The organism is Enterococcus sp. 2G9_DIV0600, assembly GCF_002140615.1.
Classification (GTDB): domain Bacteria; phylum Bacillota; class Bacilli; order Lactobacillales; family Enterococcaceae; genus Enterococcus_D; species Enterococcus_D innesii.
Genome location: NZ_NGLL01000001.1, coordinates 924,188 through 941,521, shown reverse-complemented (window position 1 = coordinate 941,521; position 17,334 = coordinate 924,188). Strand labels below are relative to the sequence as shown.

13 protein-coding genes are annotated in these 17,334 nt (G+C 45.1%); 4 read left to right on the top strand and 9 right to left on the bottom strand.

Features of this window, described 5'->3' with window-relative positions; translation table 11 throughout:
- Positions 1-3: 3 nt before the first annotated feature.
- The 3 genes from A5870_RS04520 (at position 4) to A5870_RS04510 (ending at position 3,725) form a co-directional block, all read left to right on the top strand.
- Positions 4-1,581 (top strand): PucR family transcriptional regulator, encoded by a 1,578-nt coding sequence (locus A5870_RS04520; protein ID WP_061054457.1) that lies wholly within the window; start codon positions 4-6, stop codon positions 1,579-1,581.
- A complete protein-coding gene (locus tag A5870_RS04515) occupies positions 1,578-2,375 on the top strand; it encodes an alpha/beta hydrolase (RefSeq protein ID WP_086291940.1) in 798 nt (265 codons plus the stop codon). Before A5870_RS04520 ends, A5870_RS04515 begins: the two co-directional genes overlap by 4 nt.
- A 204-nt stretch (positions 2,376-2,579) precedes the next feature.
- Positions 2,580-3,725 carry a cation:proton antiporter gene (locus A5870_RS04510; RefSeq protein ID WP_081117446.1) on the top strand — a complete coding sequence of 382 codons (1,146 nt, stop codon included), beginning with the start codon at positions 2,580-2,582 and terminating at the stop codon, positions 3,723-3,725.
- A gap of 155 nt (positions 3,726-3,880) precedes the next feature.
- Here A5870_RS04510 and abc-f read toward each other — a convergent pair whose 3' ends face one another.
- The 4 genes from abc-f to A5870_RS04490 all read right to left on the bottom strand — a co-directional run bounded on the left by abc-f (position 3,881) and on the right by A5870_RS04490 (position 9,613).
- Positions 3,881-5,350, bottom strand: coding sequence for a ribosomal protection-like ABC-F family protein (abc-f, locus tag A5870_RS04505; RefSeq protein WP_086291939.1), 1,470 nt, complete (start codon positions 5,348-5,350; stop codon positions 3,881-3,883).
- A gap of 359 nt (positions 5,351-5,709) precedes the next feature.
- On the bottom strand, positions 5,710-6,978 hold the full coding sequence (locus A5870_RS04500) for a dicarboxylate/amino acid:cation symporter (RefSeq protein WP_086291938.1): 1,269 nt from the start codon (positions 6,976-6,978) through the stop codon (positions 5,710-5,712).
- Between the two features lie 18 nt (positions 6,979-6,996).
- Positions 6,997-8,247 carry an MFS transporter gene (locus A5870_RS04495; protein ID WP_081117449.1) on the bottom strand — a complete coding sequence of 417 codons (1,251 nt, stop codon included), beginning with the start codon at positions 8,245-8,247 and terminating at the stop codon, positions 6,997-6,999.
- A gap of 151 nt (positions 8,248-8,398) precedes the next feature.
- Positions 8,399-9,613 (bottom strand): pyridoxal-phosphate-dependent aminotransferase family protein, encoded by a 1,215-nt coding sequence (locus A5870_RS04490; RefSeq protein ID WP_086291937.1) that lies wholly within the window; start codon positions 9,611-9,613, stop codon positions 8,399-8,401.
- A gap of 130 nt (positions 9,614-9,743) precedes the next feature.
- On the opposite strand from A5870_RS04490, the gene A5870_RS04485 reads away from it, so the two are divergent.
- Complete coding sequence (locus A5870_RS04485) at positions 9,744-11,375, top strand: PucR family transcriptional regulator (RefSeq protein ID WP_086291936.1); 1,632 nt, start codon at positions 9,744-9,746, stop codon at positions 11,373-11,375.
- Positions 11,376-11,405: 30 nt separating this feature from the next.
- Here A5870_RS04485 and arcC read toward each other — a convergent pair whose 3' ends face one another.
- The 5 genes from arcC to allD are packed head-to-tail and all read right to left on the bottom strand — an operon-like array spanning position 11,406 to position 17,330.
- Positions 11,406-12,341 carry a carbamate kinase gene (gene arcC, locus A5870_RS04480; protein ID WP_005225365.1) on the bottom strand — a complete coding sequence of 312 codons (936 nt, stop codon included), beginning with the start codon at positions 12,339-12,341 and terminating at the stop codon, positions 11,406-11,408.
- Positions 12,314-13,177 carry a DUF2877 domain-containing protein gene (locus tag A5870_RS04475; RefSeq protein WP_086291935.1) on the bottom strand — a complete coding sequence of 288 codons (864 nt, stop codon included), beginning with the start codon at positions 13,175-13,177 and terminating at the stop codon, positions 12,314-12,316. Before A5870_RS04475 ends, arcC begins: the two co-directional genes overlap by 28 nt.
- Before the next feature lie 38 nt (positions 13,178-13,215).
- Positions 13,216-14,478, bottom strand: a complete 1,263-nt coding sequence (locus A5870_RS04470; RefSeq protein ID WP_081116826.1) for a DUF1116 domain-containing protein — start codon at positions 14,476-14,478, stop codon at positions 13,216-13,218.
- 12 nt (positions 14,479-14,490) lie between these two features.
- Positions 14,491-16,245, bottom strand: coding sequence for an acyl-CoA synthetase FdrA (gene fdrA, locus A5870_RS04465; protein WP_086291934.1), 1,755 nt, complete (start codon positions 16,243-16,245; stop codon positions 14,491-14,493).
- 8 nt (positions 16,246-16,253) lie between these two features.
- The gene (allD, locus tag A5870_RS04460) at positions 16,254-17,330 is read right to left on the bottom strand and encodes an ureidoglycolate dehydrogenase (RefSeq protein WP_016610607.1); all 1,077 of its coding nucleotides are present in this window, start codon (positions 17,328-17,330) and stop codon (positions 16,254-16,256) included.
- Between the last annotated feature and the right edge of the window lie 4 nt (positions 17,331-17,334).

Genomic DNA, 17,334 nt, shown 5'->3' with positions numbered 1-17,334 from the left:
TTTATGAAATTAAAAGAATTGGTTGAACTGCCGCTTTTTGAAAAAAGTAAAGTCCTGACTGGCTCCATTGGTTTAACAAATTCCGTCGGTTCCGTTATGGTGCTGGAAGCGATGGATATCGAGAAATGGAGCAAAGCCCATCAATTGATTTTGACTTCTTTTTATGCCTTCAAAGACCAATCCCCTGAGGAACTGCGTGTTTTTTTTGAAAAAATGCAGCAAATCGGCGTCAGCGGTTTAGTGATCAAAGTGGATCGCTTGATCCCTATGATTCCAGATTGGGTGATCGAGCTTAGCTTTGCTTATCAGATCCCTTTGATCAAAGTACAGCAAGAAGTCAGCTATGAAGCCATCATGCTAGCGGTTTACGAACCATTGCTGAATCACCAAACCCAGCTGCTGCGTACCTATTACGAAGTTCGCCAGCGCTTCATGAAAGTCGAGCGCAACCACTCGTCTTTCGATCAGATCATGCAGGAGTTCTATCAATTGATCGAAAAGCCTTGTTCTTTGCGCATCCCCCATTTAGATGTGCATGTGTCCGTCGGTCAATCCTTTAAGAATTTCGTGGTGACCAAACAAGAACCCATGAAAACCGTTGAGTTTACCAAGAACCACTACGAATATTTGGAATTATTTTCTCATGAGAACAATCAATATGTGACTGCCATCAAAGTAGAGATCATCAATCCTTACAATGATTTATGTACCTTGATCGTTTATCAGAAAGATTCGCAGATTCCTGAGGCAAAAGTCATGATTATTGAAAATGTGATCGACGTCATCTATGAACGCCTCCAAATGGCGTATTTGTTGAAGAAAGAGCGCTACAATCGTATGAACAATCTTGCCGATGCCATCTTGCAAAACACTCCTAGCAATTTGGCTGAGCTGGATCTTTTGTTAGAAGAAGCGCAACTGGATCGCTACGATTTCTACCAAGGCATCGCCTTTGCTTCCAACAGCTTTAAAGATAAGGAGCGTAAGTCCGTCGTTTTGCACAAGCTACGGGCGTTGAAAACACCCCACGTCTTTTTCGAACACCATAATTATTTGGTGATCCTTTATAATTTCCAATCGATCGCCCATCAGGTGACGAAACAGATGCTGCAGACACATTTTGATGATGCCCTGCTAGCCGATGAACATGGCTGCTTGGTGGTCAGCGAAGTCTTACGCAAGGAACAGATCAAAGAGATCCTGCCAGAGTGTTTGGATGCGATCCGCTTCAATCGGCAGTTTTATTTGGCGCCGATCATTGCCTATAGCGACTTAGGTATCTTTAGTTCCTTTATCAAAGAGAACCAACTAGAAAAGCTGCAGCAAAGCATTCCCCCGAAGCTGTATCAACTTTCGGAAGAAAATGAAGAGCTGTTCAAAACGCTGTATACCTTTTTTATCACGAATCGCAATTACAAAAATACGGCTGAAACCTTGTTTCTTCATGCCAAAACGATTCGCTACCGGCTAAGCAAAATTGAACAGCTACTAGAGATCGATCTAACAAGTCCGATCCAATTAGTCAATTACGAGATCGGCACCTATTTATTAGAGCTTCAGAAAAGGAGTCAAGCAAAATGAAAAAAGAATGGCAATTGACCACCAGCGCTTCGGTGACCCTTTATCCTGCTTCTGAGAAATACCTGGTTTATTTTCACGGTGGCGGTTTTGTTTATGGAACCCGCCAAGACATTCCCGCATCACTGATCGCACTATTTCAAGCGCAGCAATACAGCGTCCTCACAGTCGATTATTTGCTGGCACCTAATTCCTCGTTAGCGGAGATTTTAGCAATGAACTGGCAGAACTTTCAAGAATTGCAAGCAACTGTGCTTAAAGATCGCCCATTTTGTTTCTGCGGTCGGTCAGCCGGTGGGTATTTGATGCTGGCGCTGACCCAGCAATTACTGAAGGAACAACAGAGATTACCTGAAAAACTGGTCAACTTTTATGGGTACACCGATCTTTCTTTTATCGAAAACAAACGAGTCTTGCAGCAGCCGCTCTTAAGCAAAGAGCAAGTCCCTCCTTTGGATCAAACCGAGATCGTTTGGGATGATCCGCAGTTTCAGCGCTATTTGCCTTATGTTTATTGGGTCCAACAGCAAGAACTCGCCACCATCTATGGGCTAACAGCTGAGGATCTTTCTGACTATGCCATTGATCCTGAGCTACTTTCACAATTTCCTCCAATTTTCAGCAGTGCTAGCAGTACCGATGAGGAAGTACCTTTTCGTTACAGCAAAGGCTTGAAGAAAGTGCCTAAAAGTAAATTTGTCCCTGTCTATGATTTGCCCCACGACTTTTTGAAAAACGTCGAGGAGCCGCAAGTCCAAATGGTCTTTCAGCAGCTTGCCCATTGGCTCGAACAATAATTTGTTACAAGTAAAGTAAAAATAATGTTTTTTTATTTTAATGATTGCGCAGAATAATTCTAATTGCCTTCGCTTCCTCCTCATCTCAAAAAACGTGCGGTTTAATGAAACTCTTTTATTAAAAAAAGGCTTGATACAGGCTCAATTCAAGAGAGAATGCTATACTAAAGGGGAGTATGTTATAGGAAAGAAGGATGAGGTTTTATGCATTTTGTCGGGATTTTGTGTTTGATCCTAATCACGACGACCCTCTTCTCGCATCTGGCGAGACGGATGGGCGTTCCTGCTGTCATCGGGCAGTTGCTAGCGGGGGTTTTATTAGGAGGCGCAGGACTCAATTGGGTCCATCCAGATATTCTGGTTCATGATTTTTCAGAGATTGGTGTTATTTTGCTGATGTTTTTAGCGGGACTGGAAAGTGATATTTCTTTATTGAAACGCTATTTTCGTCCAGGAATGCTCGTTGCCCTTTTGGGGATCGTGTTCCCGATGCTCTTCGGGTATGCCACAGGAGTCGGTTTTCAAAGCAGTCCCACAGAAGCGTTCTTTTTCGGGATCGTATTAGCTGCCACCTCAGTCAGTATTTCTGTCGAAGTATTGAAAGAGTTGAATGTGGTAAACACGAAAGAAGGTTCGACGATTCTTGGTGCTTCCGTCGTGGATGATATTTTGGTCGTGTTGGTTTTGAGTCTTAGCCTTTCCTTTTTAGGCGGCGAAAGCAGCCAAGCAACACCACTGCCGGTCACCTTATTGGTAGAACTGATTTATTTTGTGTTGATTTTTCTATTGGTGAAATGGATCGCTCCGTTCTTATTGGCACTTGCAGAAAAGCTATTTGCAAATTCCGCGGTAATCATCATGTCACTGATCATCTGCTTAGGAATGGCGTATCTTGCTGACCTTGTTGGGTTAAGCTCTGTCATTGGTGCCTTCTTCGCAGGGATCGCTGTCAGTCAAACGAAGGTTCGTGAGGAAGTGGAACACAGTGTCGAAGCATTAGGTTATGCCGTCTTCATTCCGGTGTTCTTTGTCAGCGTTGGCTTAGAAGTTGATTTTTCCCGCTTAAATGAGCAATTATTCTTTATTCTTGCCTTTACCGTGGTCGCGATCTTGACCAAACTGGTCGGCGGCTATGTCGGGGCGAAAATCGCGAAATTCTCGAACAACAGCGCTTGGATGGTGGGAGCTGGAATGATTTCCCGAGGTGAAATGGCATTGATCATTTTGCAGATTGGTCAACAAAACCAATTGATTTCGTCCACATTGTATTCCCCTTTGGTGATCGTTGTCTTGTTGAGCACCTTGATCTCTCCACTGATCTTAAAATACTTTACGAAAAAGATTTATTAAGCGATGTAGCAACAGCTAGGCGATACCGATTAGTGCAAAAAAACAGTGCGGGTTTTGTAGTGACCGCTCAACGGCCGATTGTTGATCGAACGTTGGGCGGTCATTTCCTTTCCCGCGCTGTTTTTCTCTATACAGGTATAAAAGCGACAATGCTGCTAGTTACTGGAAACCAATGTTAATTTCCCATGATCGATTTGATACACGTCATCCGCGACAGCATCAATAAACGCTTGATCGTGAGAAGTGAACAAAACCATGCCACGATAGCTGCGAATCAATTGTTCCAAGACGGTGATTGTCGGCAGATCAATAAAGTTCGTCGGTTCATCAAGAATCAAGACATTGGCAGCTTGAGTAAAGATGCGTGCGAGCTCGACCCGTGTCGCTTCTCCGCCGCTTAGCACATTGACTGGCTTCATCACTTCATTCTGGCTAAATCCTAGATTGTGTAAAATACTGCGGACCAGTGGTTCCTGATAGTCTGTTTGAGCCATCAATTCCGTCAAAAGTGGTGTGGTGCTGTTTTTTCGATAGCCCATTTGCTCGTAGATCGCAAAGACGATTTTCGGTGATACATAGATTCCCTCTCCACCTGCGATGATTTCTTTTAGTAAAGTCGACTTCCCCGAACCGTTCGGACCCACGATAGCGATTTTCTTCCCGGCAGCAAACTGGAAACTGCTGCTGTCTAGCAAACATTTCGTCCCTCTTTGAATGGTTACTTGCTCCCCACGAATCGGTCGTTTATTATGCAGTTCCACTGCAGGGACTACTGGAAAACGAATCACCTGCTGCTGGGCGACACCCTTCACTTCTTCCAACTGATCCAAGCGGCTTTCCATGGCTTTGACTGTTTTTTGCAATGACTTTTGCACCGTGTCCTTTTGTTTTGATGACGACAAACGGTCTGGTCGGATGTTTTGCTGCCGCTTTTTTTCAGAAATGCGACTGCTCTTGATCACTTGTTCTTTTTTCTTTTGGATTGCTTGAGTCAACTGCTGCTTTTGTTGCTGATACTGTGCCGCCTCCCAGGCAACACGCTGTGTCGCTTGCTCTTTTTGCTGTCGGTAACTGTCATAATTGCCAGAATACTCGATGACTTTGCCTTGATCGACTTCCCAGATTTTCGTTGCCAGCTGATTCAATAGGTACCGATCATGACTGACCACGATCAGGGTGCCATAATAATACTGCAATTCCTCAATCAAGACTTGAATTCCTTGCTGGTCTAAATGGGTCGTTGGCTCATCGAGCAAAAGTCCTAATTGATAGGAAGATAACATTTGTGCCAACCGGTATTTGGTCTCCTCCCCGCCACTTAGTGTCGCCAATTCATTAGTTGGGATCGAAAAACGACCAAACAGCGCCCAGTCAAGAGCCTCCGTCTTTTCAGTCACCTCAGCGATTTGCGGGAAATAGTGAAACGAATTTTCTCTTTGGATCGTTCCTGAATCAGGATCGATCACTCCCGCAATCAATTTCAGCAAGCTGGACTTGCCTTGCCCGTTTGCGCCCACGATCCCGATACGATCTGTTTGATAGGCGCTCAGTTCTTCAATGTTCAGTACTTCTTTGGACCCATAATTTTTGATTAGCTTGTTTATTTTTACACTTAATTGTTCCATCAGTCTGTCCTTCCCGTCTAGGAAAACGCAAGAACAAAAAAAGGGCATAGCCTACCGCTATACCCTGATTTTAATAAGAAATTGGAAAAAAGAGGACACTCATCCCTTGAAATCACGATTGCCTAGACTTTTGAAATAGATTTAAATTAGCTATTCAAAAGGTCAATCCACAATTTCATCGATGCTGTCATGTTTTTTCCTCCTCTTTTTGTCGTATTTGTCTGTTGAATGACGAGCTGAAAATCAGTCGCTACTGTTTACCGTTTACGGTATTTCAGGAAGCTTCTTTAGTCTATCAACGAATCAATCGTAGCACGTTTTCAAAAAAGAGTAAAGTTTCATCACAAGAATGATTGGTCTTATACGCCATCGGTGATTTTTTCTGCTAATTTGACCGGGGCTTTTTCACCATTGAAGACTGCACGATCCAGTTCTCCTTCATCATGAGCAACGATCAACGCCACCGTGACGTCAGGATCCACATTCAAAAGGGTCCGAAACATCCCAGAAAACCAATCGATCCCTGCCAGTAAGGCGATGCTTTCATTAGGCAGTCCTAACATAGGTAAAACCGTAGCCAGTGTAACTAATCCGCCGCCTGGAACGACGATCGTTCCCAAGCATGCCAACGAGGACAACAAGACCACTTGCAAAAGATCCCCCAAGCTTAATTGGATCTGGTACGCCTGAGCAACGGTTACGATTGCCAGGGCTAAAAATAAGGAGAGCCCATTGCTATTTAAGGTCATGCCCAGAGGCATCACGAGCTTATTGATTCGATCACTGATCCCAAATCGTTCTTTGCCATCTTCGATTTGAAACGGCAATGAAACAGCAGAAGAGGTGGTCGTAAAGGAAATCACCGAGAGGCGCCACATGTTCTTTATCAAACGAAACAAGGAAACTTTGCAATAGAGCGACGTCAAGAGAAACCAAAGAAACAAAAAGAGCAAAGATGCTGCTGATAACGTCAATAAAAAACTGGCTAACATTCCCAAAACACGAATACCGGTATCTTCTACTAAGGAAGCAACAAGGCCGAAAATCCCGATCGGCGCCAACTTCATGATCATGCTGACCATTTTTATCAAAATATGATTAAAACTGCTGATCATATCTAGAAACAGCTGATTCTTTTTTTCATGCTTGATCAAGCTCAAGGCAAGGCCAAAGAAGAGCGAAAAAATAATCACTTGGATCATATTCTGCTCCACCATGGCTTGAACAATGTTCAGTGGAACAAAGTTTAAGATGACTTCTTCCATGCTGCTGGTACTTAATGCGGTTTCTGTACTTTGCAGCAGGGACTGATCAAGGCCTGCGCCGGGCTTGAGGATCAAGGCGAACAAGAGACCGAAAATAGCGGCGACAAGGGTCGAACCGGTAAACCAGAGGAAGACTTTCCCGCCAATACCACCTAATTCTTTTGGATCAAGTCCCCCCACCGCTTCAATCACCGAGCCCATGACCAACACGACCACAGACATTTGAATCAGTCGCAAGAAGAAGTCCCCGACTAGCTGCATTTGATCACCTAACCCGGGAAAGGAAACGCCCCAAAAAATCCCCAATACCGTTGCAATCATGATTTGGTTGGTCAAACTGATTTTTAAGGATCGTTTTTTCATCTGTTGTTCCTCACTTTTCTACTTGGCTGTTTTCTTAGAGTTTACAGTCAAGAATAAGAATGTACCACCGATCAACAAAATAATTGCGATATAAAAGCCCATTACTTTTGACCCTGTTGCATCCGAGATCGATCCGGTCAATGTTGGTGCGATAACGGAAGACATCATGCCGAAAAAGTTGAAGACCCCTAATGTCGTACCGACCCCAACTTTTGGTGCATTTTCCCCTAGCCAAGAAATGATGATTGGTTCAACTGCTAATTTTCCAAGGAACCCGTACAAGATCAACGCGATCATTAAGAAGGTCGAATTTGTCGCTTGCACTGTTACTAATAACATCAACGCCGCCAATACTTCTAAAATAACGATAAAGGTAACTTTTTTATGCATGTATTTATCTGCCAAGCGGCTAAAGAACAAGGCCCCAGGAATCGAAGCAAATGCCACCAATGAAGAAGAGAAGCCGATCGCGACTCCTTGGAAGCCTCGTTCTGTTCCTAAGAAGTTTGGTAGCCAAGTAACCGTCATATAGTAGGCATAACACGTCGCAAAATATAACACATAAGTAAAGAGCATCCGCAGTGAGAACAAGGTCGAAAGGGAAACTTTTTCTTTCGGCTGATCCGTTGTTTCTTCTTCAGCTGCTGCTTGACTCTCCAAGAAAGCTACGTCTTCTTTGTTGCTGCGGATCACCAATGCGAAAGCGATCGTCATACAAACGATCAAGAAAGCGGATAAATACATCATTGTTTGCCAAGGCATGTTCATCTGAATAACGATAAAGCTTGACAAGATCATCCCAAACCCTGAACCAACGGCAGAACCACTATTGACGATCGCTGTTGAGAAGCTCTTCTTTTCTTTCGGAATGTTCTGTGAGGTCAAAGAATACGCGGAGCCGTAAAAAGACCCACAGCCGATCCCTGCTAAAAAGCTACCGGTATAGATCATGGTGATTGAAGAGGCTTGTGAAATCAGTAAAGCTGCCAGTGCAAATACCACAAATCCCGGAAGCAGAACTGTTTTCTTCCCAATCTTATCCACTAAAAAGCCGGCAGGGATCTGCATGATCACATAGCCGAAAAAGTAAAAGCTGGCGATCGATCCTAATGCTGTATCAGAAATATTGCCGCCAAGTGACTCATTGATTTGCGGATAGACCGGTGATAACGCAGCACGATAAATCCAGATAGTGACCCAGCCTGAACACATTAAGATAATAATTTGTTTCCAGTAGGCAAGCCCACCACGTTCTTTATTGATTTCCATTTTTTTCCCTCCATCAGTTACACAAGTAAAGTTTGTGAAGCACGCCAACGAAAGCGCTTTAAGATAGTCTTAGTGTACGTTTTTTTGCCGACGATTGCATTTGTCATTTTTCACAAAGCGCTTTCAGTCGTTGTGCATTTGTGCTAAAATTTTAAGTCGTTTTTTGGTAGTAATTTAACGCAGCGATGAGCGCTTTGCCGGCAGAAATTGGTGCTTGCTGGTACAATAGTGCCCCTTCTAACGCGGCTAGGACATGTAAAATATTTTCTTTGCGGCTGCTGTAACCCATATTTCCAATCCGCCAGATTTTTCCTTTTAGATCACCAAATGAACTAGCGATCTCTACACCAAAGGAGTGAAGCATCTCTTCTCGGACAGCTTCGCCATCAACACCTTCTGGAATAAAGATGGGGGTAACTGTCGGCATTTTGGTTGCTTTTTCGCCATAAATTGAAAGCCCCATTGCCTCCAGTCCAGCGACCAACGCCCCTTCATTCGTCAAATGACGTTGGTAGGCTGCATCCAGGCCTTCGTTTAGCAGCATCCGTAATCCTTCATGAAGCGCATAGATCATACTCGTCGCTTCTGTGTGATGGTTGATTCGCTCTTTATTCCAGTAGCGTTGCAGTTGACTCAAATCCAGGTAATTGCTCATAATGTGCCGCTTGTTTCGATCCGTTTTGCTCAAGCCTAATTCTTTTTGGTAACGGGCATTAAGGACAGCTTCGACTCGCTCGTTGTAGGTCACTAATGAAAGACCAGACGGCACGCTTAAACACTTCTGAGTACCAGCAATTGCCAAATCGACACACCAATCATCGACTGACAGGGCTACGCCACCATAAGTCGCCACCATGTCAACGACAAAGAAAATATCTTTTGCGCGACAATACTGCCCGATTTCTGCTAACGGCTGCATTTGCCCGTTGGCGGTTTCCCCGTGGACCATCGCCACGATTTTGGGTTGAAATGCGGCGATTTCTTTGATGACCTCTGCGGGTGCAAAAGGAGCCGTCCACTCTTTTTCCACATATTTGACTTGCGCTTGAGCACGTTCACAGATTTCTCCCAGTAAGAAAGCAAAGCGCCCATAGGCTGGGATCAAGACTTTGTCCCCTGGTTCGATCAAAGCGATCAGCGCCGCTTCTAAACCAGCTCGGGAAGTCCCGTCAATGGCAAATGCCTCTTTGTTTTTGGTTCCAAACGGTTGTTTGATCATTTCTTTGACCTCATCCATGATCACCAAAAAATTCGGATCAAACTGCCCCAAAATACGATTGGTCATTGCTTGTAGAACAGCTGGATGGGCTTCTACAGGCCCAGGTGTCATGATCGTACGTTGTGCGATCGTTAACTCTTTATACATCTTTTCCCCTCATTTCTCTTTTTGTTTTCACTGTCCATCGTCTTGTCAACGTTTCCAAGTTTGTTGTACAATAAAGCTAAAAAAGGACATGTTTTTGTTTGTTTTGTTCAATTCTAAAAGGAGTTTCTCTATGAAGTTAGTTGCTGAATTGCTTGCTACACCACGCTTTTCCAATTTGCGTTTATTGACAGATCCCCTGACTGCGGAAATTCCCGTCGACAGTATCGAAATCACTGAGACCCCCGATATCGCCCACTATATTCCTGAGCATACCTTTATCTTAAGCACGGCGATGGTTTATAAAGATAATCAAGGAGCACTGCTTGAACTGATCGATTCCCTCGTAGCCAAAAATGCCGCTGGATTAGGCATCAAGATCGGTCGTTTTTTAGATGTCATCGATCCTGAAGTCATCGCCTATGCCGATAGCTTGGGTTTCCCCATCGTAGAAGTACCTGCCACGATGCCGCTGGGCCGTTTGATGCACCAGCTTTTGAATTTACTATGGAACACCAAAACCGAGCAGTTGAGTTATGCCTTAGATATCCAAAAACGGTTCTCTGCTTCCTTGATGAAGGATGTCAGCATCGCTCGCTTTATCGCTGATTTTGGCCAAATGGTCAATACACCGATCATTTTGTTGAATCCTTTTAAACAAGTGATTGCCCACTCCAAGCATTTCACCCGCATGTCAAAACCCGCGGAGTACTACATCCATCAATTAGGACAAACGAAAGGGGTTTTTACTGGTGAAAAAAGCGGGGCGATCCCTATCAAAGATCTTCATGAAAAAACGTCACAAATTTCTTATTATGCCATTGAAACCTCCACTTATTTCCCCCATTATTTAGTCATTTTGAATCCTGAGGCAATTCCTTATCCTGTCTCGGATTTTGCGCTGGAACAAGCAGCATTGGTCTTGTCGTTTATGCTCTACAAGAACCAAAAAGTGCAAGAATCTTTTGAAGATTTAAAAAGTGACTTTTTAACACGGATGATCGAATACCAGCAATCGACCAAGCAAGAACAAAAAGATTGGTTAGATCTCGGAAAGACTTACGGGTTAGTCAAAGCCCGCCATTATCGTGTCATCTATGGTGCCTGTGAACCAACCAAAGAAACCAAAGGCAAAGACAAATACCTAAAAGAAGAAAGTGACTTGGTTTATCAGTGGTTTAGTGAACAACTGCCTTATCGCATCAAAGATGTTTGTCTCTTTCGCTTAAAGGGCAGCAATCACTTTGCGATTTTCGTGCAGCACAAGTGTGATGCCTTAGAAGACCATTTGATCGAGACCGCCAATGCTTTGACCAATCGGTTGCCATTTCGAATGGCCTTTGGTGTAGGAAGTGTCTGTGAAAGTATCAATGATTTAGCCAGCTCCTACATCGAAGCAAAAACTGCGTATGAAGAACGAAGAGGCCAACATGATTCTTCCATCGTCTCTTTCTACCATCAAAGGGGAATGCGGAGTCTATTTGAAAAAATGAGTCCTGAAGATATCCATTATTTCTGCCGTACGATTCTTAAAGAATTGGCGTTTCCGCAAGAAGATGCCACCATCGAATTGCGCAAAACCTTACGGGCTTACTTGGATTATCAATGTGAGATCACCCGCACCGCCAAAGCCTTGTTCGTTCATCGCAACACGATCAAATACCGCATCGAACAGTGTCAAAAGCTACTAGGAAAAAACGTGCATGATCCTAGCATCAGCCTGGATCTGCGTTTAGCCCTTGAGCTGTCGGAAGAAGGCGACTAATAGGCGAATCAAGCAGTTGGATCGCTGGTTTTACCCAGCGATCCTTGTGCCTGCTTCACCTAACAATGCTAAGTCCGCTTCTTCCAATGAGCAGATGATTGCTGTCTTTCCTTGTTTGGCAAACGCAATCGCCGCTTCCATTTTCGGCCCCATACTACCTTCTGCAAAATGCCCCGCATCAAAATATGCTTGCGCTTCACTTACGGATAAGCCCGTTAATTTTTCTTGTTTCGGTGTTCCATAATTGATATAAACGTTGTTGACGTCGGTCAGCATCATAAATACATCGGCATCCACTTGTTCTGCCAGTTTTTTCCCAGTTCGATCTTTATCGATGACTGCTTCGATCCCTTTCAAGCCTTCCGCTTGTTTTACGACTGGAATCCCACCGCCGCCACCAGCGATCACGATGGTATTTTGATTCAATAAATGAACCATTGATTCCACGCCGTGGATCGTCACAGGTTGTGGAGATGGCACGACGCGACGGTACCCACGTCCAGCATCTTCTTCCATCACCCAATGTTTTTCCTCAGCCATCTTTTTTGCTTCTTCTTCTGAGTAGAACAAGCCGATCGGCTTCGTTGGCTTTTCAAACGCGGGATCATCCGCTGCCACTTCCACTTGGGTCAATAAGGTCACGACATTGCTGGTCAATTCTTCTTGCTCAATTTTATTTTTGATGCTTTGCTCCATTAAATAACCGATAAAGCCTTGTGACTCTGCATTGCAGACATCCAGTGGAAAAGGCGGCACGACTTCTTTGGCTTCTTCATTTTGTCGTAAAATATTGCCGACTTGCGGACCATTGCCGTGCGTCACGACGATTTGATGGTCAAGCTTCTCGATTTTAGCGATCTGTTCTGCACTTAACTGGATATTTGCAAGCTGTGTCTCAACGGTCGCTGGTTGATTCGGTTTTAAAATTGCATTGCCCCCTAGAGCGATGACCACTCGTTTTGCCATATGAATTCCTCATTTCTATTGTTTTGAAATTGATCGATACTGCGAGCAACCCCTGCCAAAAAGTCGGCCCCCGAGGTGTGACCGATCGCTAGTATCTCTTTGATTACTTGGGAAAAAGCCGCTGAATCGGTACACCTGGTCAAGGATAATGCCGATTGATTGAATGCGCCTGTCAGTGCATGCAGAAGATAGTGTTTACTGACGTCAGTCGTTAAATCATTGACTGTCAACAGCCTTCTTTGTAGATAAGCCACCAAGCGGGTATCTTCTTGCCCCATCACTCGGCGAGCCAGTAAATGACCAACTAGCATATCATCGCCTGTGGGGGTCAATCCGACACCCCGTCCGACTAAATAAGCGACTGCTTGCCGTTGTTCCTTAAATGAAGGCGTGCATAGCTGATCGATTGCGTCATAAAACGGATGATTGCTGCGGATGGTTTCTGAAACCGCTTCTTGAATTCCCGTCTTTTCCGTGACGCTTTGGAGGGCTGACCAAAACAGTTCTCGATCAAATGGGACTGTGCCAGCTGGAAAGGTGGTTGTAAATTTGGCTGCCTTTTGAAAAGACAGACGATGATGCGGAAAATGGATCACCCGTTGCTGAACCAAAAGAGCGGTACCAGCAACTAAGCCTGTCGCCAACGCTGCATAATCGTCGGCAGCTAAAATCATCCCTTTGGGCACGCGAGCCGCTTGTTTGGAGACACAGATCAGCTGATCCTGACGAGGATCTTGCAGATTGAAACTATGCTGAAACACACTGTGAACGATCCAGTTGCCATTGATAAATGTGGGTTCAAATAAAGCTTGGTCGATCCATTTTGCCTGTATCATCGCTAGGTTGCTCCTTTTTCACGTTTTCAGTCCCTGATTTATTCTTCAAATCCTAATTTTTTCGCATAAGCCAAGACAGCTTTTTCAAAGCAATCCATTGGTGGTGTCACTGTCCCGGCACCAATTTGTCCCCGTCCAGCTTGTTTGTTGGCGATCCCTGTATTGATCATCGGTAAGATCCCTGTTTCCACGACTTTACGAGCATCGATCCCTAAACAGATCCCTTTGAAGTCCCATGTAGGAACGGGAAAATTCGGATTGGTATCAATGGAGATCTCTAACATCTCATTGCTGGTTTTCAACGCATCGTGAAATCCGCCGGAACCAACGAAGCGTGTCACAGCTGGGGCAGCAATCATTGCCATTCCCCCAACACCAAAGGTTTCCGTAATGGCACTGTCGCCCATATCTGGAGAGGCATCTTCTTCACTGAATCCTGAGAAATAGAGCCCTTTTGGTGTATTGACAGGACCAGTAAACCACTCATCTCCCATGCCAGAAATACGGATACCGAATTCATGCCCGTTGCGACACATTGCTGTCACAACCGTTCCTTCTTCAATCGTCCGGGCGCCATCAAGCACCGCTTTTGAAGAAGCCATCATGATATTCAAGAAAAACTGATCCGTGTCTGCTAGAAACTGAATGACTTCTGGTTTTTCTTTTTCAAATCCTTCCAGAGTAACGATCGCTGGTGCTACTTCTTTTAAGAACGCCAACGAAGCAGCGATATTCCGTTGATGGAACTCATCCCCCATGGCGATTGCTTTTGCGACTAAGACATTGATGTTCAAGCCATCGGGTTTTGTTTGTAGTGCAGCACTTAAAACTGGTGCTAACGTATTTTTCATCCAATGCAAGCGATCAATGACTTCTTGAGAATAGGCGCCAAAACGTAAAACTGCCCCGATCCCTTCGTTCATCGTACAATACGCTCGGTTGCCATCGGTTTTGTTTTCTACCACGAGCACTGGCATATTGGCAGAGGTGATGCCCCCCATTGGGCCAACCGCTTGCACGTGGTGACAAGGAATCAATTGAACTTCCCCAGATGCTAATAAATGGCGTACCTCTTCTTCCGTTTCGCCCCAGCCTTCAAAAAGCCCCGCACCAACACAAGCGCCTTGAATCGGATCGATCATCTGGTCGTAGCGGATCGGTGGTCCTGCATGCAATAGGACTTTTCCTTCACCTAACTCTGGAATGACACTGACTGCTGGAACGACATCCAGCAAAAAAGGCGAACCCGCAACGATTTTGGCAATAACGGCTTGGTTTGCTTCTTCAATAGTTTCGTACACGATAACTTCCTCCTACTCTGATAGTGACACTTGTGCTAAGAAACGTAAGGCTTTTTGTAACGTTACGTTTCCACCAGCAATTGGCTGCCAGTCATATTGAACGACTTGACCGTGATGCGCCTGGATTGCTTCCGCAAAGCTACGCAATCCTACATTGATGAATGCGTCATTCGCCAACAATTCGCGGCTCTTTTCAGATGGCTCTGGCAATGCATCGGCAGTTGTCACTGCTTTTGGCAACAGCTTACGATTAATTGGTGAAAAGGGGTGACCGAGTAATGCTAAAGCTTGTTTGACTGCTTGGGCATTGCTTTGACACAAAATCACGCCAGCTGCGGTTAAAATCTCTGCTTGCTCGTTACTGTCTTGGGGGTCTAAATCACTTCCGACGATCGTAGCGATCACCGCTAACTCTCGGCCAGCTGCTTGTGCTGCTTCCTTCAACGATTTGATGGTCGGTGCCAATTCACTCGCCATATCTTGATGAGAGCCGTACCCTAAAACGATATCTAACAAAATCACTGCCGTTTCAGGATCTTCTCCCGCTTGTTTCAACAGTTCGATCCGCTTTGTTGGGTCGATCATCGGATGGGGCTTGCCTTGCGTATAGATGTCATCACCTAAATCGATGATCTCATGGCCAGCTGCTTTTAAGATGTACCCTTCCTGATGGGCATCTTCTTGTTCTAGATTTAATCCTGCTTTGACTAGCATCGCTGCTTCGTACGCCAATGTTCCGCCAGAATAGTAAGCTTTGATTTTTTGCTGTTCAGGGCCAAAAGCGGCAGCTGCCGTTTCCTCTTTTACTGGCTCTAATCCAATCTGTTCTTGACGTAGCAGCTGCACGGCTAATTGAGCCGCTTCTTCCAGCGTGTAAGCTCGGTAAAGATTTTCTTCGTGATCCGTTGGCTCTTCCCCCAGAAAAATCGTGACTGCAGGTTTTGTTCCTCTTCTTAATAATGCCAATACTTCATCGCGGACACGTGGTGCAGGTGGTTTGGAGATCACCACGATCACCTCCGTATCAGGATCATGTTCCAAGGCAAGAATGCTGTCTTTCATGGTGATCCCACCGACTTCTTCTTTGAGATCTCGTCCACCGGTTCCGATGGCTTGTGTCACACCCGCACCCAATTTATGAATGATGGTGGTGACTTCTTGGATGCCCGTACCCGAAGCGCCGACAACACCGATTTTCCCTTTACGAACGGCATTCGTGAAGGCTACTGGTATCCCATTGAGAATCCCTGTGCCACAATCTGGTCCCATTAAAAGAAGTCCTTGTTCATGAGCCAGTTTCTTTAGCCGAACTTCCTCTTCCAATGAAACGTTATCACTGAAACAAAAAACATGTTTGCCCGCTGCTAATGCGGTTTCAATTTCTGGTGCTGCCATAGTACCAGGAATCGATAAGACAGCGACCTTCGCATCTTTTCCAAGATCTAAGGCTTTTTCCCAAGTTTTGACGCTTTGGGTTTCTTCCCCTGCGCTATTGCTTTGGTCCGATAAGAAGGCATCGATTTCTGACAGGACTGTTTCGATGATTTCTTCCTCTTCAATGTCTAACACGAGCACCATATCGTTGGAGGTCGCATTGCTCATCTCCTCGGTATAAAGACCACCCGTCTTGAAGATATCCTTATTGGCAGGTGTACCCATCATGACCGAAGCGTTGTTGATCCCTTCGATCGTCAGTAAACGATTGGTCAAAAGCATTAAAACAATGGAATCTTGGTAATTGTTTTTTTGAATAATAGTGTGTAACATGGGTCTCCTCACTTTCCTGTTCCTGTCTGTGCAAAGGCATCTGACCCAGAATACTGGTCAAAATGAACCGTGTCGCTAATGAGATAGCGATAAATGTTCTTTTCGATAGGAATGCCTTCTGCCATATATTTTTCATAGGTTAGTTGATTGATCTCGCCTGGATAATAGACTTGCTGGAACTGTTCAGCAGCCGGTATGGCGTGTAGCTCTTCGATCATCGTTTCGACTGACTCTTTAAATGTCTCTAAATCTGTAAAGCGTTGCGGATCGATCAGCAAAATAAATTGCCCTAAGTCGCGGCCTTTCGTCAGATCGTTGTACATAGAGGAAACATGCTTGCCAAAAGGCAGCCCAAGGAGCATTCCAGACAAGATATCCACCATCATCATCAACCCAAAGCCTTTTGGTCCTGAGATTGGCAATAACCCATGAACATGATGCGGATTTGTCGTTGGCTTGCCATGGGCATCAACGGCCCATGTTGCTGGAATCTCTTTATCTTTGGAACGAGCATCTAAAATTTTGCCCCACGCTTGGACCGTCGTTGCCATATCAAAAACCACCGGCGCACCATGCTTTCGCGGTGCCGCAAAGGCAATCGGATTGGTACCAAAATAATTTTCTTTGCCGCCAAAAGGAACCACCATTGAATCCGATTGGCACATAGATAATGCAATCAAGTCAGCTTCTGCGGCTTTTTTGACATAATAGGATAGTGCCCCACTATGACTCGTTTTCCGCACACCAACCGCCGCGATCCCAGAACGTTTGGCCATCTCAATCGCATGCTTTGTCGCTTCTAATACGACGACCTGCCCTGCGCCATTTTGACCGTGAACGATCCCGCTGCTAGGTCCAGTCTCTTCAAACGTGATCTGCGGGGTGCGATTCATCCCGCCTTTAGCGATCCGCTCTGCGTAATAGTCTACCCGTACAGCCCCGTGAGAGTGGATCCCGCTGGCATCGGCAAAGACCAAATGCTCTGCAACGATGGCTGCGTGCTCTTCAGACAAACCAGCAGCCGCTAATTTGTTTTGGATCAATTGTTGTAACTCTTGTGACTGTACAATAACCGTTTCTTCCATCTTC

Excerpts from the sequence above, each read along its gene's own strand:
- A5870_RS04520 (WP_061054457.1), top strand. The coding sequence starts at position 4 with ATGAAATTAAAAGAATTGGTTGAACTGCCGCTTTTTGAAAAAAGTAAA.
- A5870_RS04515 (WP_086291940.1), top strand. The coding sequence starts at position 1,578 with ATGAAAAAAGAATGGCAATTGACCACCAGCGCTTCGGTGACCCTTTAT.
- A5870_RS04510 (WP_081117446.1), top strand. The coding sequence starts at position 2,580 with ATGCATTTTGTCGGGATTTTGTGTTTGATCCTAATCACGACGACCCTC.
- abc-f (WP_086291939.1), bottom strand. The coding sequence starts at position 5,350 with ATGGAACAATTAAGTGTAAAAATAAACAAGCTAATCAAAAATTATGGG.
- A5870_RS04500 (WP_086291938.1), bottom strand. The coding sequence starts at position 6,978 with ATGAAAAAACGATCCTTAAAAATCAGTTTGACCAACCAAATCATGATT.
- A5870_RS04495 (WP_081117449.1), bottom strand. The coding sequence starts at position 8,247 with ATGGAAATCAATAAAGAACGTGGTGGGCTTGCCTACTGGAAACAAATT.
- A5870_RS04490 (WP_086291937.1), bottom strand. The coding sequence starts at position 9,613 with ATGTATAAAGAGTTAACGATCGCACAACGTACGATCATGACACCTGGG.
- A5870_RS04485 (WP_086291936.1), top strand. The coding sequence starts at position 9,744 with ATGAAGTTAGTTGCTGAATTGCTTGCTACACCACGCTTTTCCAATTTG.
- arcC (WP_005225365.1), bottom strand. The coding sequence starts at position 12,341 with ATGGCAAAACGAGTGGTCATCGCTCTAGGGGGCAATGCAATTTTAAAA.
- A5870_RS04475 (WP_086291935.1), bottom strand. The coding sequence starts at position 13,177 with ATGATACAGGCAAAATGGATCGACCAAGCTTTATTTGAACCCACATTT.
- fdrA (WP_086291934.1), bottom strand. The coding sequence starts at position 16,245 with ATGTTACACACTATTATTCAAAAAAACAATTACCAAGATTCCATTGTT.
- allD (WP_016610607.1), bottom strand. The coding sequence starts at position 17,330 with ATGGAAGAAACGGTTATTGTACAGTCACAAGAGTTACAACAATTGATC.